Raw genomic sequence first — 18,437 nt, 5'->3', positions numbered from 1 at the left:
TCCCGTTCTCCGGTTCCGGCGGCCGTGTCGTGACCGCAAAAGATCAGCCACATGGTATGCGGCCCCAGGGGCCGGGGACGTTCGCCGGGGCCCGGGCCCCGCCGCCCGCCCCGGCCCGGGACCGCTACCCGACGTGGCCCGGGGTCTTCTCCGGGGCGGGCTTCGTCGGTTGCGTCGGTGTGGACTCCCGCTCGCTCGACCTGAGGACGCCCGCGCCCACGACGAGCCCCAGGGCGAGCAGGGTGACCAGGCCGAACGAGAAGACCAGCGAGGTCGCGTCGGCGATGCCGCCGATCGCCGAGGGGGCGATCAGCCCCGAGGTGTACGTGATGGTCGCGACGCCCGCGATGGCCTGGCTCGGGTTCGGGCCGCTGCGCCCGGCCGCCGCGAAGGCGAGCGGGACGACGACCGCGACCCCCAGTCCGATCAGGCCGAATCCGGCCATGGCGACGGCGGCGTGCGGGGCGACGACGACCAGGACCCCGCCGAGGGTGGCGACCGCGCCGCCGACCCGTACCGTACGGACCGCGCCGAAGCGGTCCACGACCCGGTCGCCGGCCAGGCGTGCGACGGTCATCGTCAGCGCGAAGGCGGTCGTGGAGGCGGCCGCGAGGCCGGCGGAGCTGCCCAGCTCGTCCCGGAGGTAGACGGCCGACCAGTCGAGGCTGGCGCCTTCCGCGAACACCGCGCAGAAGCCGATCGCGCCGATGATCAGCGCGGACTTCGGCGGCAGCGAGAAGCGCGGGGGCGGCTCCTCGTCCGGCGTGCTGCGCATGTCCAGGACGCCCTGGCAGAAGACCAGACCGAGGGCGGTGAGGACCAGGGCCGCGATCAGGTGGTGGAGCCGGGCGTCGCCGCCGAGGTGCGCGGCGACCGTACCGGCGGCGGAGCCGATGAGGGCGCCCGCGCTCCACATGCCGTGCAGGCTCGACATGATGGACCTGCCGAGCCGGTTCTCGGTCTCCACCCCGAGCGCGTTCATCGCCACGTCGGACATGCCGGCGGTCGCGCCGTACACGAACAGCGCGGCGCACAGGCCCCAGATGTCGGGGGCGAGCGAGGGCAGCGTCAGGGCGAGCGTCCAGAGGGTGAGCAGGCCGCGCAGCGCCGTGCGGGCGCCGAACCGGTGGGACACGGCCCCGGCCAGCGGCATCGCGACGGAGGCGCCGAGGGCGGGAAAGGCGAGCGCGAGTCCGAGCTGGCCCGCGCTCACGCCCGCGTGCTCCTGGATCCAGGGGATGCGGGTCGCGAAACTGCCGGTGACGGCGCCGTGGACGCAGAACACGGCGGCGACGGCGAAGCGCGCCCGCCGCAGGCGATCGGTGCTGGTGACGGTCTCCGCCGCCATGGTCCCTCCCTGGGGGTGATGTGGCATGGCCGGGTGATGCGGCCGTAAACTATCAGGAACCCTGCCTGATAAATAGACCGCAGCACGGCATCCGCACCCGAACGCGTCTGAGAGGATCGCCGCATGGCCGCATCCCCGAGCACCGCACGAGCCATCAACGACCGGTTCGCCCTGCGACTGCTCCAGGACGAAGGCCCGTTGACGGCCACTCAGCTCAAGACCCTCACCGGACTCTCCCGGCCCACCGTCGCCGACCTCGTCGAGCGGCTCCAGGGCTCCGGGCTCGTCCACGTCGTCGGAGAGTCCGGAGCCGAACGCCGGGGACCCAACGCCAGGCTGTACGGACTCGTCGCCGACCGCGCGCACCTCGCCGCCCTCGACGTACGGACCCGGTCGGTCTCCGTCACCGTCGCCGACCTGCTCGGCACCACCCTCGCCGAGGCCTCCGTCCCCGTCGGCGACGACAGCGACACCGGACCCGCCGTCGAGAAGGCGGTCGCGCTCCTGGAGCGGACCGTGAAGGAGGCGGGCGCGGACCGGCTGCACAGCGTGGCCGTCGGCGCCCCCGGCCTCGTCGACCCGGCCACCGGCGAACTCCGCGACTCCTCGGGACTGCCCGCCTGGCACCGGCGGCTCGTCGGCGTCCTCCAGGAACGGCTGCCCGCGCACGTCCTCGTCGAGAACGAGACCAACCTCGCCGCCGTCGCGGAACTCCGCGAGGGCGCGGCCCGCGACCGCGAGGACTTCGTCCTGCTCTGGCTGGGCCAGGGCGTCGGCGCGGCCGTCGTCCTGGGCGGGCGACTGCGCCGCGGGGCCTCGGGCGGCGCGGGCGAGATCGGCTTCCTGCCCGTGCCCGGCACGTCAGGGCTCCCCTCGGCCACCGGCTGCGACGGCGGCTTCCACGAGTTGGCCTGCGCGGCGGCCGTCGCGTCCCTGGCCGCCGCCCACGGCCTCACGGCGGCGGAGGCCCTGACCTCGGGGGACACCGGGGTGGACGGTCCTGTCGCGGGGACGGCGCCGGCACCGGGTCAGGCTCCCTTCCTCGACGCCCTGGCGCGCCGTCTCGCCATCGGCGCGGCCGCCGTCGTCTCGGTCCTCGACCCCGGCTGCGTGGTCCTCGCCGGCGAGACCGGACACCAGGGCGGCACCGCGCTCGCCGCGCGGGTGGAGGCCGAACTCGCCGCTCTCTCCCCGCTCCGTACGGAGGTCCGCGCGACGGCCCTGGGCGATGCGGCGGTGCTCCGCGGCGCCCTGCTCCTGGCCCGGGACGCGGCGCAGGACGCGCTCTTCGGGGCGCCGACAGCGGGGCTCTAGAGCGGCGGGGCTCTAGGGCGGCGGGGGCTCTAGAAGGGCGGGACTCCGGGGCGGCGACGGGGCTCCGGAGCGGCGGCGGGGCTCTAGAAGGGCGGGGCTCCGAAGCGGCGGGACTCTGGAGCGAGGCTTCAGGTGCCGCTCGCCGGGCCGCCCGCCTCGCCGAACCGCCGCGCCAGGAACTCGTCGAACGTCACCCGCCCCACCGCCCGGTCCGGTGCCAGGTGCTCGCCGCGCCGCAGCCCCCGGTAGGCCTTGCCCGGCAGCGGCACCTCGACCAGGCGGCGCCGGCGGCCGCTCGCCCGCAGATAGGAGCGGGCCAGCTCGACGAAGGTCCGGATCTCGGGGCCGCCCATGTCCTCCACCCGGCCCGCCGGTGGCCCCGCGGCCAGTTCGGCGAGGCGCGCGGCGACCTCCGTCACCTCCACGGGCTGGTCCCGCACCTCTTTGGGCAGCAGCATCACGGGCGGCTTGGCCAGGCCCTGGAGCAGCTGGAGGACCAGGTCGTGGAACTGGGTGGTCCGCAGCAGCGTCCAGCCGATGCCCGAGCCCTGGATCATGCGCTCCACCGCGTACTTGGTGCGGTAGTAGCCGAGCGGCACCCGGTCGACGCCGATGATCGAGATGTACAGCAGGTGCGGCACCCCGGCGCGCCGGGCCGCCTCGATCAGGATGCGGGCGGCGTCCTTGTCGCCGCGGAGGATGTTGCTGCAGTGGACGACCGCGTCTGCCCCGTCGACGGCCCGGTCGAGCAGTGGCCCGCCCTGCCGGAGGTCGACGGCGTAGGGCGGTGAGTGCCTGCTGAGGACCCGAACGTCGTGGCCGTCCGCGCGCAGCCGCTCGCAGACGGGCCGGCCGAGGGTTCCCGTGCCGCCGGTCACCAGGATCGTGCTCATGTCTCAAGCCTGACCGCCCTCGGCCTCCTCCGCACACGCGGCGGCGCCGCGCCCCGGACAGGGGGGCGCGGCGCTGGGGAAGCCCGGCGGCGGCAAGGGCCGTGAGATTCCGCCGCCGGGGGTTCGGAGGGGGTGCGTCAGCAGGCCCCGAGGTCCTTCCAGACGCCCCATTCGCCGGTCGTGCCCGGCGTCTCGTTCTGGGTCCACCACTGGGCCTTGTACTTGCGGCCGTTGTGGGAGACCTCGTTGCCCGCGTTGTAGACCGTGCCCGCCACGTACGCCGGGACCGTGCCGCAGCCGGTGGGCGGGGTCGTCGGCGGCGTGGTCGGGGGAGTCGTGGGCGGGGTCGTCGGCGGCGTGGTGGGCGGCGTCGTCGGCGGGGTGGTCGGCGGGGTCGTCGTGCCCGGCTCCACCACCGTCGTGCCGCGCGCCAGGTCACCGGCGAGGGCGTACGTCGTGCCGTTGATGTTCACCGTCCAGTTGGAGGGGGTGGACACCGGCAGGTAGTAGTTGAACGCCAGGTCGACCGTGGCGCCGGGGGCCAGCGACTGCCAGGCCGGCAGCTTCAGGGAGACGCGGTGGAAGTCGCCCTTCAGGCCGCCGACGTTGCTGCCCGTGTGGTCGCTGCTGATCACCTTCGTGCCGAAGCCCGACTGGTCGGAGGCGTTCGCCGGGGCCGAGGTCCCGTAGTCGAACTGGAACTCCGTGCCGCCCGGGAGGGTGGCCGCCGTGTTGTTGGTGATCTTGATCTTCGGGGTGATCGGGTAGTTCGAGTCGCCGAGCTTGAACTCGGTGAACTGCGCGTCGATCTTCACGGCCTTGGTCGGCAGGGTCGCGTGGGACTTCTTCGCGCCGTACGGGGTGGCCGCCTTGAACTTGTCGTACATCAGCGAGGTGAGCGTCGAGCCCATCTCGTACTGGCCCTTGGCGGCGTTCCAGGCGTAGTCGCCGGCCATCTCCCAGACCATCGTGCCGCCGATGCCCTTGTTGACCACGTAGTCGGCCTTGGCGGCCACCGACTGCTCGTCCTCGGTGGAGAGGAAGACCTTCTTCTGCGCGTTCCACAGCCACGGCGCGACCAGGGTCGAGTCGTACTTGCGGGCGTAGGTGCCGGTCAGGGTGGTGTTCGCCGGGAAGCCGTACTGCGTGACGTAGTCGCCGACGATCCCCTTCTCGAGGTTCTTGGCGTGCCACATCGGGTTGGAGCCGGCGGGCGACTCGACACCGTTGGTGTCCTTGTCGTGCCACAGGTTGTCGATGCCGGTGGCACCGTCACCGCACTTGGTCAGACCGGCTCCGGCCGGACAGGTGGTCGCGGAGGCCTTGCCCCACAGACCGTCGGTGCCGCCCTGCACGTTCTTGTGGCCGCGGGTGTAGTAGGGCAGGCCGATGTTGATCCGGCCGGCCGGCATCGAGCCGCGGAAGTAGTGGTACGCCCAGTCGGTGTTGAGGTATCCGATGTTGCCGTACTGCGCCGAGCCGTAGACGTTGGCGGCGGCGAGCTCGCCGTCCTTGCCGTCGTCGAAGAGGGAGGCGTTGGGCCCGACGTACTCGTTCCAGGCGCCGTGCAGGTCGTAGGACATGATGTTGACGTAGTCCAGATACTTCTGCATCTGGAAGGTCTCCATGCCCCGCAGCAGGTAGCCGGAGGAGGGGGCGGCGACGGTCAGCAGGTAGTGCTTGCCGTCGGCGGCGCCGGCCGCGTCGAGCTTCTCGCGCAGGGTCTTCATGAGGGCCGCGTAGCCCTGCACGAGTCCGGCGCGGCGCGCGTTGGCGAGCTGCCAGTCGAGCGGGTTGCCGGCGTCCTTCATGGTCGTCGGGTACTCGTAGTCGATGTCGACGCCGTTGAAGCCGTACTTGCGGATGAAGTCGACGGACGACGTGGCGAAGGTGTCGATCCCGGCCTGGTTGACCGAACCGTCGGCGTTGGTCGCCATCGAGTAGAAGCCGCCGGAGTTGACCCGGTCGCCGTTGTCCGCGAAGTAGCCGCCGGTCTCGGCCCAGCCGCCGACCGAGATCAGCGTCTTGACGTTCGGGTGCTGCTTCTTGAACTTGTTGAGCAGGTTGAAGTGGCCCTTGTAGGCGTACGCGGGGTCCATCTCGGCGCCTGCGACACCGGGCCAGGTCATCCCGGTGGCGGCGTTGTTCGGACCGTCGGTGCCGACGGAGAGCTTGTTGTCCCCGCCGATGTGACCGAAGGCGTAGTTGATGTGGGTGATCTTCTCCCACGGGATGTCCTTGGCCAGGTAGGCGGGCTGGCCGTTCTTGCCGTCGCGCCAGCCGGTGAAGTAGCCGATGACCCGGCGCTGGTGGTCCGCACCCATCTTCTCGCGGCCCTCGGTGTCGTAGACCGAGCAGTACGGGACGTCGACGCCGGGGGTCTTGTAGAGCCCGTCGGGGCGACAGGACTCGTTGTCGGCGGCGTACGAGACGCCGCCGGAGAGGGAACTGAGCAGAAGCCCGGCGACCGCCGCGCCGGAAGCGAGCAGCGAGGCTCTCTTCGTGGTGGGGGACAACACGATCGGTTCCTCCTGGGGAGGTGGGTGAACACAACGAACAAGGGGGTGGGTCGTGTTGGGCCCGTGGAGTGCGCACCCCGCCGGACCGTTCCTCGGAGGTGACACGGAGATTAAGAGGACTAGACCAGTGCGTCAATAGGTCTGGACCAAAGAGGAGTTCTGTGGGACTCTGTGAGCCAGACCACAGGAACTCGGCCACATCGCCCCCCGCGGGTCGTGGCACACTGGCCCTGTATCAGCAGCAGCGCACTCCGGGGTCGGTGTAATTCCGAACCGGCGGTATAGTCCGCGACCCGTCCACAGCCAGTGGCCGGTTGACCAGGTGAGATTCCTGGACCGACGGTGAAAGTCCGGATGGGAGGCAGTGCGCGGCGGGCGACCCCTGTCAAGGGTGTGCCGGCCGTACGTCCGCTGGTCGCCGTATCGACATCGATCGGCGTACCCGCAGGACCGAGGCCTCGGCGCACCCTGCGCGAGGCGTCGTTCCGCTCTCTGTCGTCATCGACAGGCCCCGGAGTCCGTGCCCGAAGAGGCAGGAGGACCCGGTGGCCCAGCAGGCCGACATCACCGCCATGCGACGCGCCGTCGAGCTCGCCGCGCGCGGTCTCGGCGCCACCAGCCCCAACCCGGTCGTCGGGTGCGTCATCACCGACGCCTCCGGACACGTGGTCGGCGAAGGCTTCCACCAGCGCGCCGGCGGCCCCCACGCCGAGGTCCACGCCCTGCGCGAGGCCGGCGACCTCGCCCGCGGCGGAACCGCCTACGTCACCCTCGAACCCTGCAACCACACCGGCCGCACCGGCCCCTGCGCCCAGGCCCTGATCGCGGCCGGCGTCAACCGCGTCGTGTACGCCGTCGGCGACCCGAACCCGCAGGCCACCGGCGGTGCCGACACCCTGCGTGCCGCCGGGGTCGAGGTCGGGCAGGGCCTCCTGGAGGCCGAGGCCGAGGCCGGCAACATCGCCTGGCTCACCTCCGTACGCCACGGCCGTCCCTTCGTCCGCTGGAAGTACGCCGCCACCCTCGACGGCCGGATCGCCGCAGCCGACGGAACCTCCCGCTGGATCACCTCCGCCGAGTCCCGCGCCGACGTCCACCGGCTGCGCGCCGAGGCCGACGCCGTCGTGGTCGGCTCCGGCACCGCCCGCGCCGACGACCCCCACCTGGCCGTACGCGGCATCGAGGGGGCCGTCCAGCCGCTGCGGGTCGTCGTCGACACCGAGGCGACCGCCGTGAAGCCCGGCGCCCGGGTCCTGGACGACGCCGCCCCCACCCTGATCGCGATCGCGGACGACGCCGGGACCTCCCTCGACGGCGCCGAGGTCGTACGCCTCCCCAGGGCCGAGCGCGGCCTGTCCGTACCCGCCCTCCTGGACGCCCTCCACGCGCGCGGCGTCCGCTCCCTCCTCCTCGAAGGCGGCCCCACCCTCGCGGGCGCCTTCGTCTCCGCGGGCGCCGTCGACCAGGTCGTCGGCTACCTCGCCCCCATCCTCCTCGGCGCCGGCCCGAACGCCCTCGCCGACGCAGGAATCAGCACCATCACCGAAGCGTTGCGGCTCGACGTCACCGAGACCGTGCGCGTCGGACCCGACCTCCGCATCACCGCCACCCTCAAGGGAGCCTGACCGTGTTCACCGGAATCGTCGAAGAACTGGGCGAGGTCACCGCCGTCGAGCAGCTGGAGGACGCCTCCCGCTTCCGCCTGCGCGGTCCCCTGGTCACGGAAGGCGCCCAGCACGGCGACTCCATCGCCGTCAACGGTGTCTGTCTCACGGTCGTCGAGTTCGGCGACGGCGAGTTCACCGCCGACGTCATGGCCGAGACCCTCAAGCGGTCCAGCCTCGGCGCCCTGGAGGTCGGCTCCCGCGTCAACCTGGAGCGGCCCATGGCCGTCGGCGGCCGCCTCGGCGGTCACATCGTCCAGGGCCACGTGGACGGCACCGGCACGATCCTGGAGCGCACCCCGTCCGAGCACTGGGAACTCGTCAAGGTCGGCCTGCCCGCCCACCTCTCCCGGTACGTCGTCGAGAAGGGCTCGATCACGGTCGACGGCGTCAGCCTCACCGTCGTCGAGGTCACCGACGACTGGTTCACCATCAGCCTCATCCCCACCACCCTCGACCTGACCACGCTCGGCATCAAGCAGTCCGGCGACCCGGTCAACCTCGAAGTGGACGTCATCGCCAAGTACGTCGAGCGGCTGCTCGGCCCGAACGCCAAGGAGAGCGACAAGTGAGCTGGCTCAACTCCGAGGCGTTCAGCGCCTTCGGTCAGCACATCATGTGGTCCGACATGATCGGCAACACGATCGGACTCATCGCCCTCGCGCTCGGCTGGCGCCGCTCCATCCTCACCTGGCCCGCCCAGCTGCTCTCCGGCCTGATCCTCGTCGGCGCCTACGCCTCCGCCCACCTCTCCGGCGGCGTCGGCAAGCAGCTCCTCGTCATCGGCGTCGCCGCCTGGGGCTGGTGGCAGTGGAACCGGGGCAGGCAGCAGGCCCAGGACGGCTCCATCGCCGTCCGCTTCGCCACCTGGAAGGAGCGCGGACTGCTCCTCGCCGGGGCGATCGCCGGCACCCTCGCCGTCGGCGGCCTCTTCACCCTCTACCCGTCGCTCTCCTGGAGCCCGTGGGCCGACGCGTACATCTTCGTCGGCACCCTCGTCGCGATGATCGCCCAGGCCCGCGGCCTGGTCGAGTTCTGGTTCGCCTGGCTCCTCGTCGACCTCGTCGGCGTCCCGCTCGCCTTCAACAGCGGCCTCGCCTTCTCCGGCCTGGTCTACGTCATCTACTTCGCCCTCGTCGTCTGGGGCATGCGCGACTGGTGGCTCCGGACGCGCACGACCTCCGCCACCGCTCTGGAAGGAGCCCACGCATGAGCGCCGCCGCCCTTCCCCCCTGGGACGCCACCGACCTCGCCCTCGACCCCGTCGAGCAGGCCATCCGCGACATCGCCGCCGGCCGCCCCGTCGTCGTCGTCGACGACGAGGACCGCGAGAACGAGGGCGACCTCGTCATCGCCGCCGAGAAGGCCACCCCCGAGGTCGTCGCCTTCATGATGAGCGAGTGCCGCGGCCTGATCTGCGCGCCCATGGAGAACGACGAACTGGAGCGTCTCCAGCTCCCGCAGATGGTCGAGCACAACACCGAGTCGATGCGCACGGCCTTCACCGTCTCCGTCGACGCGGCCCCCGCCCACGGCGTCACCACCGGCATCTCCGCCGCCGACCGCGCCACCACCCTGCGGATGCTCGCGAGCGGCAACCACGAGCCCTCCGACTTCGTGCGGCCCGGCCACGTCTTCCCGCTCCGCGCCAAGCCCGGCGGCGTCCTGGCCCGCAACGGCCACACCGAGGCCGCCGTCGACCTCGCCCGCCTCGCGGGTCTCCGCCCGGCCGGCGCGATCGTCGAGATCGCCGGCGAGGACGGCGTCATGCTGCGCCTGCCCGAGCTGGTCCCCTTCGCCCGCAAGCACGGCCTCACGATCATCTCCATCGAGGACCTGATCGCCTACCGGCGCTCCGCCGAGCCGACCGTCCGCCGCGAGGCCGAGGTCCGGCTCCCCACCGCGCACGGCGACTTCACCGCGTACGGCTACCGCTCCACGGTGGACGGCGTCGAGCACGTCGCCCTGGTCCACGGCGAGATCGGCGACGGCGAAGACGTCCTGGTCCGGGTCCACTCCGAGTGCCTGACCGGCGACGTGTTCCACTCGCTGCGCTGCGACTGCGGCCCCCAGCTGCAGGCCTCCATGGACCGCATCACCGAGGCCGGCCGCGGCGTCGTCGTCTACCTCCGGGGCCACGAGGGCCGCGGCATCGGCCTGCTGTCCAAGCTCCGCGCGTACGAGCTCCAGGAGCGCGGCCGCGACACCCTCGACGCCAACCTGGAACTCGGGCTGCCCGCCGACGCCCGCGACTACGCGGCCGGCGCGCAGATCCTCGTCGACCTCGGCGTCCGTAGCCTGCGCCTGATGACCAACAACCCCGACAAGATCGACGCCCTGACCCGGCACGGCCTCACGGTCGAGGGCCGCGAGCCCATGCCCGTCACGGCCGGCGAGCACAACCTCCGCTACCTGCGCACCAAGCGGGACCGGATGGGCCACGACCTTCCCTGGCTCGACGGCTCCCCGGCCTCCACCTGCGCCAACCAGTAACCACGTACGTATCCACCGGCAAGGAGAATCATGAGCGGCAAGGGCGCACCCGTCCTCAGCGTGAAGAACTGCGGCGACCTGCGGGTCGCGGTCATCGCGGCGCAGTGGCACGAGAAGATCATGGACGGTCTCGTCGACGGCGCCCTGCGCGCCCTCAGCGAGCTGGGCATCGACGAGCCGACCCTCCTCCGCGTCCCCGGCAGCTTCGAGCTGCCGGTCGTGGCGAAGGTCCTCGCGGGGCGCGGCTACGATGCCATCGTGGCGCTCGGCGTCGTCATCCGCGGCGGAACGCCGCACTTCGAGTACGTGTGCCAGGGCGTCACCCACGGCCTCACCCAGGTCTCGATCGACACCGGCGTACCCGTCGGATTCGGTGTCCTCACCGTCGACACCGAGGAGCAGGCCCTCGACCGGGCCGGCCTCGAAGGATCCACCGAGGACAAGGGCCACGAGGCCGTCACCGCCGCCGTCGCCACCGCGACGACGCTGCGCACGGTGAGCGAACCCTGGCGCTGATGACGCGACCCTTACCCCGTACTCTTAGGACCATCATGGCGAACGGAACCCCCAAAACCTTCGAAGAGCTCTTCGCCGAGCTCAAGCTCAAGGCCGAGACCGGCGACCCGGCCACCTCCCGCACCGCGGAACTGGTGGACAAGGGCGTCCATGCCATCGGCAAGAAGGTCGTCGAAGAGGCCGCCGAGGTCTGGATGGCCGCCGAGTACGAGGGCAAGGAAGCGGCCGCCGAGGAGATCTCGCAGCTGCTGTACCACGTCCAGGTGATGATGGTCGCCCGCGGGATCTCGCTCGACGACGTCTACGCCCACCTCTGAGCACCCCCTCCGGGCGGGTGCCGCCCGGACTCCCCACCACTCCCAGGCAAAGGAAGCTCACCCCATGCTGCGCATCGCCGTTCCCAACAAGGGTTCCCTCTCCGGACCTGCGTCGGCAATGCTCCATGAGGCCGGCTACCGCCAGCGCAAGGAGTCCAAGGAGCTCGTCGTCATCGACCCCGACAACGAGGTCGAGTTCTTCTACCTGCGCCCGAAGGACATCGCGATCTACGTCGCCTCCGGGAAGCTGGACATCGGCATCACCGGCCGTGACCTGCTCCTGGACTCCGGCGCCAGCGCCGAGGAGATCCTCGCGCTGAACTTCGGCCGCTCCACCTTCCGGTACGCCACCCGCCCGGGCACCGCGAACGGCCCCGAGGACTTCGGCGGCATGACGATCGCCACCTCCTACGAGGGCATCGTCGCCAAGCACCTCGCCGACCAGGGCATCGACGCCTCCGTCGTGCACCTCGACGGCGCCGTCGAGACCGCGATCCAGCTGGGCGTCGCCCAGATCATCGCGGACGTCGTCGAGACCGGCACCAGCCTGCGCAACGCCGGACTCGAGGTCATCGGCGAGCCGATCCTCACCTCCGAGGCCGTCGTGATCCGCCGCCACGGCGCCCCCGACGACAACCCGCAGGTCCAGCAGTTCATGCGCCGCCTCCAGGGCGTCCTCGTCGCCCGCTCGTACGTGATGATGGACTACGACTGCCGCGCCGAGCACCTGGAGCAGGCGGTCGCCCTCACGCCGGGCCTGGAGTCGCCGACCGTCTCCCCGCTGCACAACGAGGGCTGGGTCGCCGTCCGCGCGATGGTCCCCGCCAAGGAGGCGCAGCGGATCATGGACGACCTGTACGAGATCGGTGCCCGCGCCATCCTCACCACCGCCATCCACGCCTGCCGCCTCTGACGGCACGGACCGCCCGCACCGAAGGCACCGAGGAACCACCGATGTCCCACGCAGAGACGCCAGCCCTCCCGGTCACGTTCCGCCCCGGGCGCACCCGGGTCGTCCTGATCACGATGAGCGTCGCGATGTTCGCCGTCATCAGCGTCGTCGCGGTGTCGCTGGAGCGGCTCGGCCCGGGGGAGCGCGCCAGCTTCTTCCTCACCGCCGCGCTGCTCTCCGGCGGCCTGCTGCTGCTGAGCCGCCCCAAGGTCGTCGCCGATGACGAGGGCGTCACGGTCGTCAACATCACCCGGACCCGGCGGCTGGCCTGGGCGGAGATCCTCAAGGTCAACCTGCGCCCGGGCGACCCCTGGGTCTTCCTCGACCTGAGCGACGGCACCAGCCTGCCGGCCCTGGGCATCCAGCCCGGGATCGCCAAGGAGGCGGCCATCCGGGACGCCCGCGCCCTGCGGGCCCTGGCCGACAGCCGCGGCACGGGCGCGGAGCGGACGGCCTGACGGCCGGGGGCGTGATGTCCCCCATCCGGGGCCGACCCCCTGCCCGTCGGGGCCTTCGCGTGATTACTCTGGAGGCGGTGGTGCCGAGCGGCACCACCGCCTCGCGTGTGCAGGGCCGCGGTCCCGCGGCCTGCGAGGCCACCCTTCGACCCGAGGAGTGACTCCCTCCAGCAATGGACGGATCGTCCGGTAGTACGTGCGCCGCCCCCTCCCAGGAGGCGGCGGCATGATCATCTCCCTTCTGCTGCTCTTCGCGGCCTTTGTCCTGATCCTCGCCAACGGCTTCTTCGTGGCCGCCGAGTTCGGTCTCGTGACCGTCGAGCGCGCCGACGCCGAGCGTGCCGCGGCCGCCGGCGACCGGCGCGCCCGCACCGTCGTCACCGCCCTGCGCGAGCTGTCCTTCCAGCTCTCCGGCACCCAGCTGGGCATCACCATCACCTCCCTCGTCGTCGGCATGCTCGCCGAGCCCGCGCTCGCCGGACTGCTGCACGGACCGCTCACCGCGACCGGACTGCCCGCCGGGGCCGTCTCCGGGATCGCGGTGGTGATCGGGATGCTGCTCGCCTCCGCCGTCCAGATGGTCGTCGGTGAGCTCGTACCGAAGAACTGGGCGGTCTCACGGCCGCTCCAGGTGGCCCGCTTCGTCGCCACCCCGCAGCGGTACTTCTCCGCCCTCTTCCGGCCGGTGATCTCCCTGCTCAACCGGGTCGCGAACCGGCTCGTACGGCTCCTGGGCGTCGAGCCCACCGAGGAGCTGGACTCCGTCCGCACCCCCGGCGAACTGGTCTCCCTGGCCCGGCACTCCGCCCTGGCCGGCGCCCTCGAACAGGACACCGCCGACCTCTTCGTGCGAACCCTGTCCCTCGGCGGCCTCACCGCCGAGCAGGTCATGACGCCGCGCGTGAAGGTGAGCGCCCTCCAGTGGGACGCCACCGCGGCCGACGTCCTCAACCTCACCCGGGCCACCGGCCTCTCGCGCTTCCCCGTCTACCGCGACCGCATCGACGAGATCGTCGGCATGGTCCATCTCAAGGACGCGCTCGCCGTCTCGCCGCACGCCCGGCTGCGCACCCCCGTCGGCCGGATCGCGGTCCCGCCGCTCCTCGTGCCCGAGACGCTGCCCGCCCAGACCCTGCTGGAGCGGCTGCGCAGGGAGCAGCCGATCGCGGTGGTCGTCGACGAGTACGGCGGCACGGCGGGTGTCGTCACCCTGGAGGACATCGTCGAGGAGCTCGTCGGCGAGGTCCGCGACGAGCACGACACGGTGGCCGACGGGCGGCCCGAGCTGGCCGCCGCTCCCGCCGAGGACGGCCGGCCCGCCTGGGAGGCCGACGGCTCCTGCCGGGTCCACATCCTGCGCCGGATAGGTCTCGACGTGCCCGACGGGCCGTACGAGACGGTCGCCGGGCTCGTCGCCGATCTCCTGGGGCGCATCCCCGCCCCCGGCGACCGGGCCGAACTGCCCGGCTGGCGGCTCTCGGTGCGCCAGGTCGACCGCTACCGCGCCGAGCGCGTACGGATCGTCCAAACGGACCCGTCGTCGGACCCGGCGTCGGACCCGTCGTTCGATGCGGGGACCTGCCTGACGTCCGAGCCGGTGCCTGATCCGGAGCCCGCTCCGGTGCCCGGTGCGGCGTCCCCTCCGGTGCCCGGCCACCTGGAGGCGCCCGTTCCCGTGGCGGCGGAGGCGGCCCGATGAGCACCCTTCCGCTTCTCTTCGCCGTCCTCCTCGTCCTGGCCAACGGCTTCTTCGTCGGGGCCGAGTTCGCGCTCGTCTCCGTCCGCCGCAGCCAGATCGAGCCGCTGGGCGGCGCCCGTGCCAAGCAGGTCCTGCACGGTCTGGAGAACCTGCCGCAGATGATGGCGGCCGCGCAGTTCGGCATCACCGTCTGCTCGCTGACGCTCGGCGCCGTCGCCGAGCCGACCGTGGCCCGTCTCCTCGAACCCGTCTTCCACACGGTCGGGGTCCCGGAGGGGCTCATCCACCCGCTCGGCTATGTCATCGCCCTCGCCGCGGTCGTCTTCCTCCACCTCGTCATCGGCGAGATGGTCCCGAAGAACCTGGCGATGGCCGCGCCCGAGCGGACGGCGCTCTGGCTCGCCCCCGGCCTGGTCGGCTTCGCCCGGCTCTGCCGGCCCGTGACGGCCGCGCTCGGCGCCTGCGCCCGGCTGGTCCTGCGGGCGTTCAAGGTCGAGCCGAAGGACGAGGTGGAGGCGGTCTTCACCAGCGTCCAGCTCGGCCGTCTCGTCGAGGACGCCGGCCAGGCCGGACTGCTCGACCCGGCCGAGCAGGAGCGTCTGGAGGACGCCCTCGAACTGGGCACCCGCCCGGTGACGGACGTCCTCATCGCATCGCCCTCCCTTGTCACGGTCCCGCCGACGGTCACCCCGCGCGAGATCGAGGAGCTGACCGTACGCACCGGGTACTCGCGCTTCCCGGTCCGCGCCGAGGCGGGCACCGCCTTCATGGGCTTCGTGCACGTGAAGGACGTCCTCGACCTGGACGAACGGGAGCGGGCGGTGCCGCAGCGGCTGTGGCGGCCGATGGCCACGCTCCGCCCCGAACTGCCCCTCGACGACGCCCTCACCGTCATGCGCCGCGCCGCGACCCATCTGGCGCAGGTCGCGGACGGCTCGGGACGGGTGCTCGGCCTCGTGGCCCTGGAGGACGTCCTGGAGATGCTGGTGGGCGAGGTCCGCGACCCCGCGCACCGGGTCGCCCCGGACCGGGTGCCCACCGCGTAGCGGTGGCGCGCGCCGCGGAGGAGTCGCGCGCACGGCGGGGCGGGTCCACGAGGCCCGCCCCGCCGTTCGTCCTCTTCCCTCGCTCCGGCGGCAGCGATGGCGCGACCGGGTCCTAGTAGCCCGGGGGCTCCTGCTGGGGGCCGCGGTCGATCGGGCCGCGGCCCGACAGGACCTCGCCGTACGCCTGCATCAGGTCGGCGAGCCGGAGGGTCGCCAGGTCCTCCCGGGTCGGAGTGCTGGCGTAGCCGGAGAGCCGCAGGTCGCGGTAGGCGCAGGACTTCTCGTACAGGGTGCGCAGGAAGCGGCCGTTGCCCAGCTCGTCGATCCAGCCCTGCTCGACGACGTGCCCGCTGATCGAGCGCAGCTCCTCGCGGGCCTCGTCGTCCCAGCCGTCGCCGTTGGCCGCCGCGAGGACCTCGCCGATGGCGGTGAGTTCCAGCGGCCGGTACGAGGGGAAGTCCACCCGGGTGGTGAACCGGGAGGAGAGACCGGGGTTGGTGTTGAGCAGCCGGTCCATGCCCTCCGGGTAGCCGGCCAGGATGACCACGAGGTGGTCGCGGTTGTCCTCGGCCCGTTTGAGGAGCACCTGGAGGGCCTCGTCCCCGTAGGCGTCGCCCTTGCTGTAGCCGGTGTTGGAGAGCGCGTACGCCTCGTCCACGAAGAGCACCCCGCCGACGGCCGAGTCGATCAGCTCGTTGGCCTTCACCGCAGTCTGCCCGAGGAACTCGCCCACCAGATCGGCCCGCTGGGCCTCCACGAGATGGTCGCCGCCGAGCAGCCCGAGGGCGTAGAAGACCCGGCCGAGGATCCGGGCGACGGTGGTCTTCCCGGTGCCCGAGGGGCCGGAGAAGACGAAGTGACGTTTGGGCGGCTGCACCGGAAGGCCCTGACCTGCGCGGAGCCGCGCCATCTCCAGCTGCGCCGACAACGCCTTGACCTGCCGCTTCACCGGTTCCAGGCCGACCATGCCCTCCAGCTCGGCGAGCGCCTCCGCGAGCCGCACCGGATCGGTGGGACCCGCGGGGAAGCGTGGCGGCACCGGCTGGTTCGGCAGCGGGGCCTTCTGGCGTACGGTCTCCGGCGGCGTCACCGGGGCAGCCGGCGGTACGGGATCGGGCGCGAGCCGCACTCCGTCGCCCAGCGGCCCGCCCGACGGGTCGGGCTCGGCGCCCGGCGCGGTGTCCGCGGCGTCCTGGCCGAGGCCGCCGCCGGCGGTGCCCAGGGCGACCGTGGCGAGCCCGGCCGGGTCGTCGACGCCGTCGTACCCCTCGAAGCCGTCGTACTCGGCGATCGCCGCGAGTCGGGCGGCCGTGTCCATGAAGGTCGGGTCGATCCGGTGCACGGCCCGGTAGAGGGGCAGCGCGGCGGCGCTGCGCCCGGTCCCCTCGTGCGCGCGGGCCAGCCAGTACCGCAGCTCCTTGCGCTGGGGCTGTTCGCTGCGGCAGCGCATCAGCGAGGCCGAGAGCAGCGGCTCGGCCTGCCCGTACATCTCCAGGCGCACCCGGGCCATGCCGCCGAAGAGCCCGGCCTCGATGCCGAGCAGCGGGTCGTCGACGAGGGTCTCGGTGTGCCGGACGAGCTGGTCCCAGTCCTTGACGAGATAGGCCCGGCAGGCGTGCAGAAAGCGGACCTGCGGGTCGGTGTCCACCGGGGGGAGTCCCGCGAGCGCCCGGTCCAGCTCCGGTACATGGCGCCCGTCGAGCCAGTGGGAGGCGTGCGCGAGCAGCAGGTCGCGCGGGCTCTCCAGCACCGGCTGCACCCACCAGCCCAGCCAGTACCAGGAGTTGAGGGTGCGCCGGTACCGGGTCCGCTGCTCGCCGAAGCGGTCGCGGTTGCGGTACATGCGCAGCAGCGCGGTCGTGGTGTCGACCCGGAGCGCGTGCAGCCCGAGCCAGGCGTCCGCCATCCCGGGGTCGATCCTTACCGCCGTCCGGAACTCGTCCTCCGCCTGCGGATACGCGCCCATCGTGTAGGCGTCGATTCCGCGCAGCCAGGCGAGCTCGGCCGGGGCCTGCGCGCCCTGCGTGCCGATGTCCATCGGGTCCCCCACAACCGTCTTCGCATGGACGGGATTTGACCGCACCTGGGGGCATCGTACCTGCGCAGGGGGTGCGTTCTTAAGGAGAAGCGCATGATCCGGAAGCGGTGACCCTGGGTGAGCGTCAGGGCCCGCGAAGGGCCCGTGAGAGGGCCGTCAGGGGCAGAACGAAGCCCCCGATCACGGGGGAACAACCGGGGGCTTCGCGTCCGCGGCGGCTCCGAAAAGCCGCACATTCAGAACGTAAGACCTGTACGCCCCTTGGGTCAAGCGGAGTTGAGGCACTTGCGGAAGCGGACTTTCGGGCCCTCAGTTCACGGACATGAAGCCGTCACGGTACGTGATGATCTGGTCCGCGCCCGCTGTCACACCTGGCCCGGGGAGCCAGTCGTACCCCTCGTGGCACTCGCGTACCAGGGTGTCGGCGAAGGGCCGGGAGGGGTCCCCGGCGAAATGGCGAGTCTCCGCCACGGTCCATCCGTCCCAGAAAGCGGCCTGGTCCGGGCCGTCCCGATGACGGCCCCGCGCCCATGACTCCTCGGGGCCGCGCTCCATCCACAGCAGCCACGCGAGGAACGGCCGTACTGCCGCCCGGCCCGCGCCGACCCCCTCGACGAGGACCACCGGGGCCGGCGGGAGCTCGCGCGCCTCGCCGAAGCGGCGGAGGTTCCAGTCGTACGGGCGGTACGAGGCGCTCTCGCCGCGCGCGAGGGGGTCGAGGACCTGCTTCCGCAGCCGCCCGGTCCACTCGAACAGCTCCTCGTGCGTGGCGAGGTCGTCGAGGTGGAGGACGGGGGCGTCGCCGAGGGCGGTGGAGAGGCGTGCGGCGAGCGTGGACTTGCCGGAGCCCGCGTGGCCGTCGACCGCGATCAGCCGCACCGGTCCGCAGGACGGCGGCAGCCGGAGCAGCGCGTGCGCCGCGCGATCGAGGTCGTTCATGGGCCCAGGGTAGGGGAGTGGGGGACCGTCGCAGGTCAGGGAGGTGCCGTCACCAGTGGTCGAGACCAATATTGGTGCGGCGACGCGGGGCGAAGTGCTGGCGGAGGCGTGGCGGAAGCCGCGATAGTGGGGCGCGCGCGGCCTGTCCGTTCGCCCCGCGGGTTCGCGGCGCCCGGAGGTCCGTACGCCTGCGTGCCCGCCCGCCCGCAGGTCCGCCCCGACGCGCCCGGCCACCCACCGG

General features: G+C 72.4%; 16 protein-coding genes and 1 riboswitch. Of the genes, 11 read left to right on the top strand and 5 right to left on the bottom strand.

Annotation, left to right across the window (positions count from 1 at the left end):
- Positions 1-124 precede the first annotated feature (124 nt).
- A complete protein-coding gene (locus tag ACIP84_RS21740; RefSeq protein WP_401799513.1) occupies positions 125-1,348 on the bottom strand; it encodes an MFS transporter in 1,224 nt (407 codons plus the stop codon).
- A gap of 123 nt (positions 1,349-1,471) precedes the next feature.
- On the opposite strand from ACIP84_RS21740, the gene ACIP84_RS21735 reads away from it, so the two are divergent.
- Positions 1,472-2,662, top strand: a complete 1,191-nt coding sequence (locus ACIP84_RS21735) for an ROK family transcriptional regulator (RefSeq protein ID WP_401799511.1) — start codon at positions 1,472-1,474, stop codon at positions 2,660-2,662.
- 128 nt (positions 2,663-2,790) lie between these two features.
- On the opposite strand, the gene ACIP84_RS21730 is transcribed toward ACIP84_RS21735, so the two are convergent.
- The gene (locus ACIP84_RS21730; RefSeq protein WP_355963674.1) at positions 2,791-3,555 is read right to left on the bottom strand and encodes an SDR family oxidoreductase; all 765 of its coding nucleotides are present in this window, start codon (positions 3,553-3,555) and stop codon (positions 2,791-2,793) included.
- 137 nt (positions 3,556-3,692) lie between these two features.
- The gene (locus tag ACIP84_RS21725) at positions 3,693-6,074 is read right to left on the bottom strand and encodes a chitinase C-terminal domain-containing protein (RefSeq protein WP_401799508.1); all 2,382 of its coding nucleotides are present in this window, start codon (positions 6,072-6,074) and stop codon (positions 3,693-3,695) included.
- Positions 6,075-6,316: 242 nt separating this feature from the next.
- Positions 6,317-6,446: riboswitch (FMN riboswitch) on the top strand.
- A gap of 173 nt (positions 6,447-6,619) precedes the next feature.
- On the opposite strand from ACIP84_RS21725, the gene ribD reads away from it, so the two are divergent.
- The 10 genes from ribD (at position 6,620) to ACIP84_RS21675 (ending at position 15,219) form a co-directional block, all read left to right on the top strand.
- Positions 6,620-7,699, top strand: a complete 1,080-nt coding sequence (ribD, locus tag ACIP84_RS21720) for a bifunctional diaminohydroxyphosphoribosylaminopyrimidine deaminase/5-amino-6-(5-phosphoribosylamino)uracil reductase RibD (RefSeq protein ID WP_401799506.1) — start codon at positions 6,620-6,622, stop codon at positions 7,697-7,699.
- Between the two features lie 2 nt (positions 7,700-7,701).
- Positions 7,702-8,310, top strand: coding sequence for a riboflavin synthase (locus tag ACIP84_RS21715; protein WP_030316363.1), 609 nt, complete (start codon positions 7,702-7,704; stop codon positions 8,308-8,310).
- A 44-nt stretch (positions 8,311-8,354) separates the two neighbouring features.
- Complete coding sequence (locus ACIP84_RS21710; protein ID WP_355963805.1) at positions 8,355-8,951, top strand: nicotinamide mononucleotide transporter family protein; 597 nt, start codon at positions 8,355-8,357, stop codon at positions 8,949-8,951.
- Entirely contained in the window at positions 8,948-10,231 is a 1,284-nt protein-coding gene (locus tag ACIP84_RS21705) for a bifunctional 3,4-dihydroxy-2-butanone-4-phosphate synthase/GTP cyclohydrolase II (RefSeq protein WP_401799503.1), read from the top strand. Before ACIP84_RS21710 ends, ACIP84_RS21705 begins: the two co-directional genes overlap by 4 nt.
- Positions 10,232-10,261: 30 nt before the next feature.
- Positions 10,262-10,747, top strand: coding sequence for a 6,7-dimethyl-8-ribityllumazine synthase (gene ribH, locus ACIP84_RS21700; RefSeq protein ID WP_015032243.1), 486 nt, complete (start codon positions 10,262-10,264; stop codon positions 10,745-10,747).
- 35 nt (positions 10,748-10,782) lie between these two features.
- Positions 10,783-11,064 carry a phosphoribosyl-ATP diphosphatase gene (locus ACIP84_RS21695; protein WP_073818722.1) on the top strand — a complete coding sequence of 94 codons (282 nt, stop codon included), beginning with the start codon at positions 10,783-10,785 and terminating at the stop codon, positions 11,062-11,064.
- A gap of 64 nt (positions 11,065-11,128) precedes the next feature.
- Positions 11,129-11,977: an ATP phosphoribosyltransferase gene (hisG, locus tag ACIP84_RS21690; protein WP_401799499.1), complete on the top strand. Its 849-nt coding sequence runs from the start codon at positions 11,129-11,131 to the stop codon at positions 11,975-11,977.
- A 41-nt stretch (positions 11,978-12,018) separates the two neighbouring features.
- A complete protein-coding gene (locus ACIP84_RS21685) occupies positions 12,019-12,474 on the top strand; it encodes a PH domain-containing protein (protein ID WP_355963662.1) in 456 nt (151 codons plus the stop codon).
- Between the two features lie 226 nt (positions 12,475-12,700).
- Positions 12,701-14,173 (top strand): hemolysin family protein, encoded by a 1,473-nt coding sequence (locus tag ACIP84_RS21680; RefSeq protein WP_401799496.1) that lies wholly within the window; start codon positions 12,701-12,703, stop codon positions 14,171-14,173.
- Complete coding sequence (locus ACIP84_RS21675; RefSeq protein WP_355963657.1) at positions 14,170-15,219, top strand: hemolysin family protein; 1,050 nt, start codon at positions 14,170-14,172, stop codon at positions 15,217-15,219. The genes ACIP84_RS21680 and ACIP84_RS21675 overlap by 4 nt, the downstream gene beginning before the upstream one ends.
- A 112-nt stretch (positions 15,220-15,331) precedes the next feature.
- Here the strand turns inward: ACIP84_RS21675 and ACIP84_RS21670 are convergent, their stop codons facing one another.
- Entirely contained in the window at positions 15,332-17,257 is a 1,926-nt protein-coding gene (locus tag ACIP84_RS21670) for an AAA family ATPase (protein ID WP_401799494.1), read from the bottom strand.
- A 309-nt stretch (positions 17,258-17,566) separates the two neighbouring features.
- Complete coding sequence (locus tag ACIP84_RS21665; RefSeq protein WP_401799491.1) at positions 17,567-18,196, bottom strand: uridine kinase; 630 nt, start codon at positions 18,194-18,196, stop codon at positions 17,567-17,569.
- Positions 18,197-18,437: the final 241 nt, after the last annotated feature.

Source organism: Streptomyces sp. NPDC088707 (genome assembly GCF_044752725.1).
Classification (GTDB): Bacteria; Actinomycetota; Actinomycetes; order Streptomycetales; family Streptomycetaceae; genus Streptomyces.
Note: the sequence above shows the minus strand (reverse complement) of the source record. Positions and strands in the feature narration are given on the sequence as shown.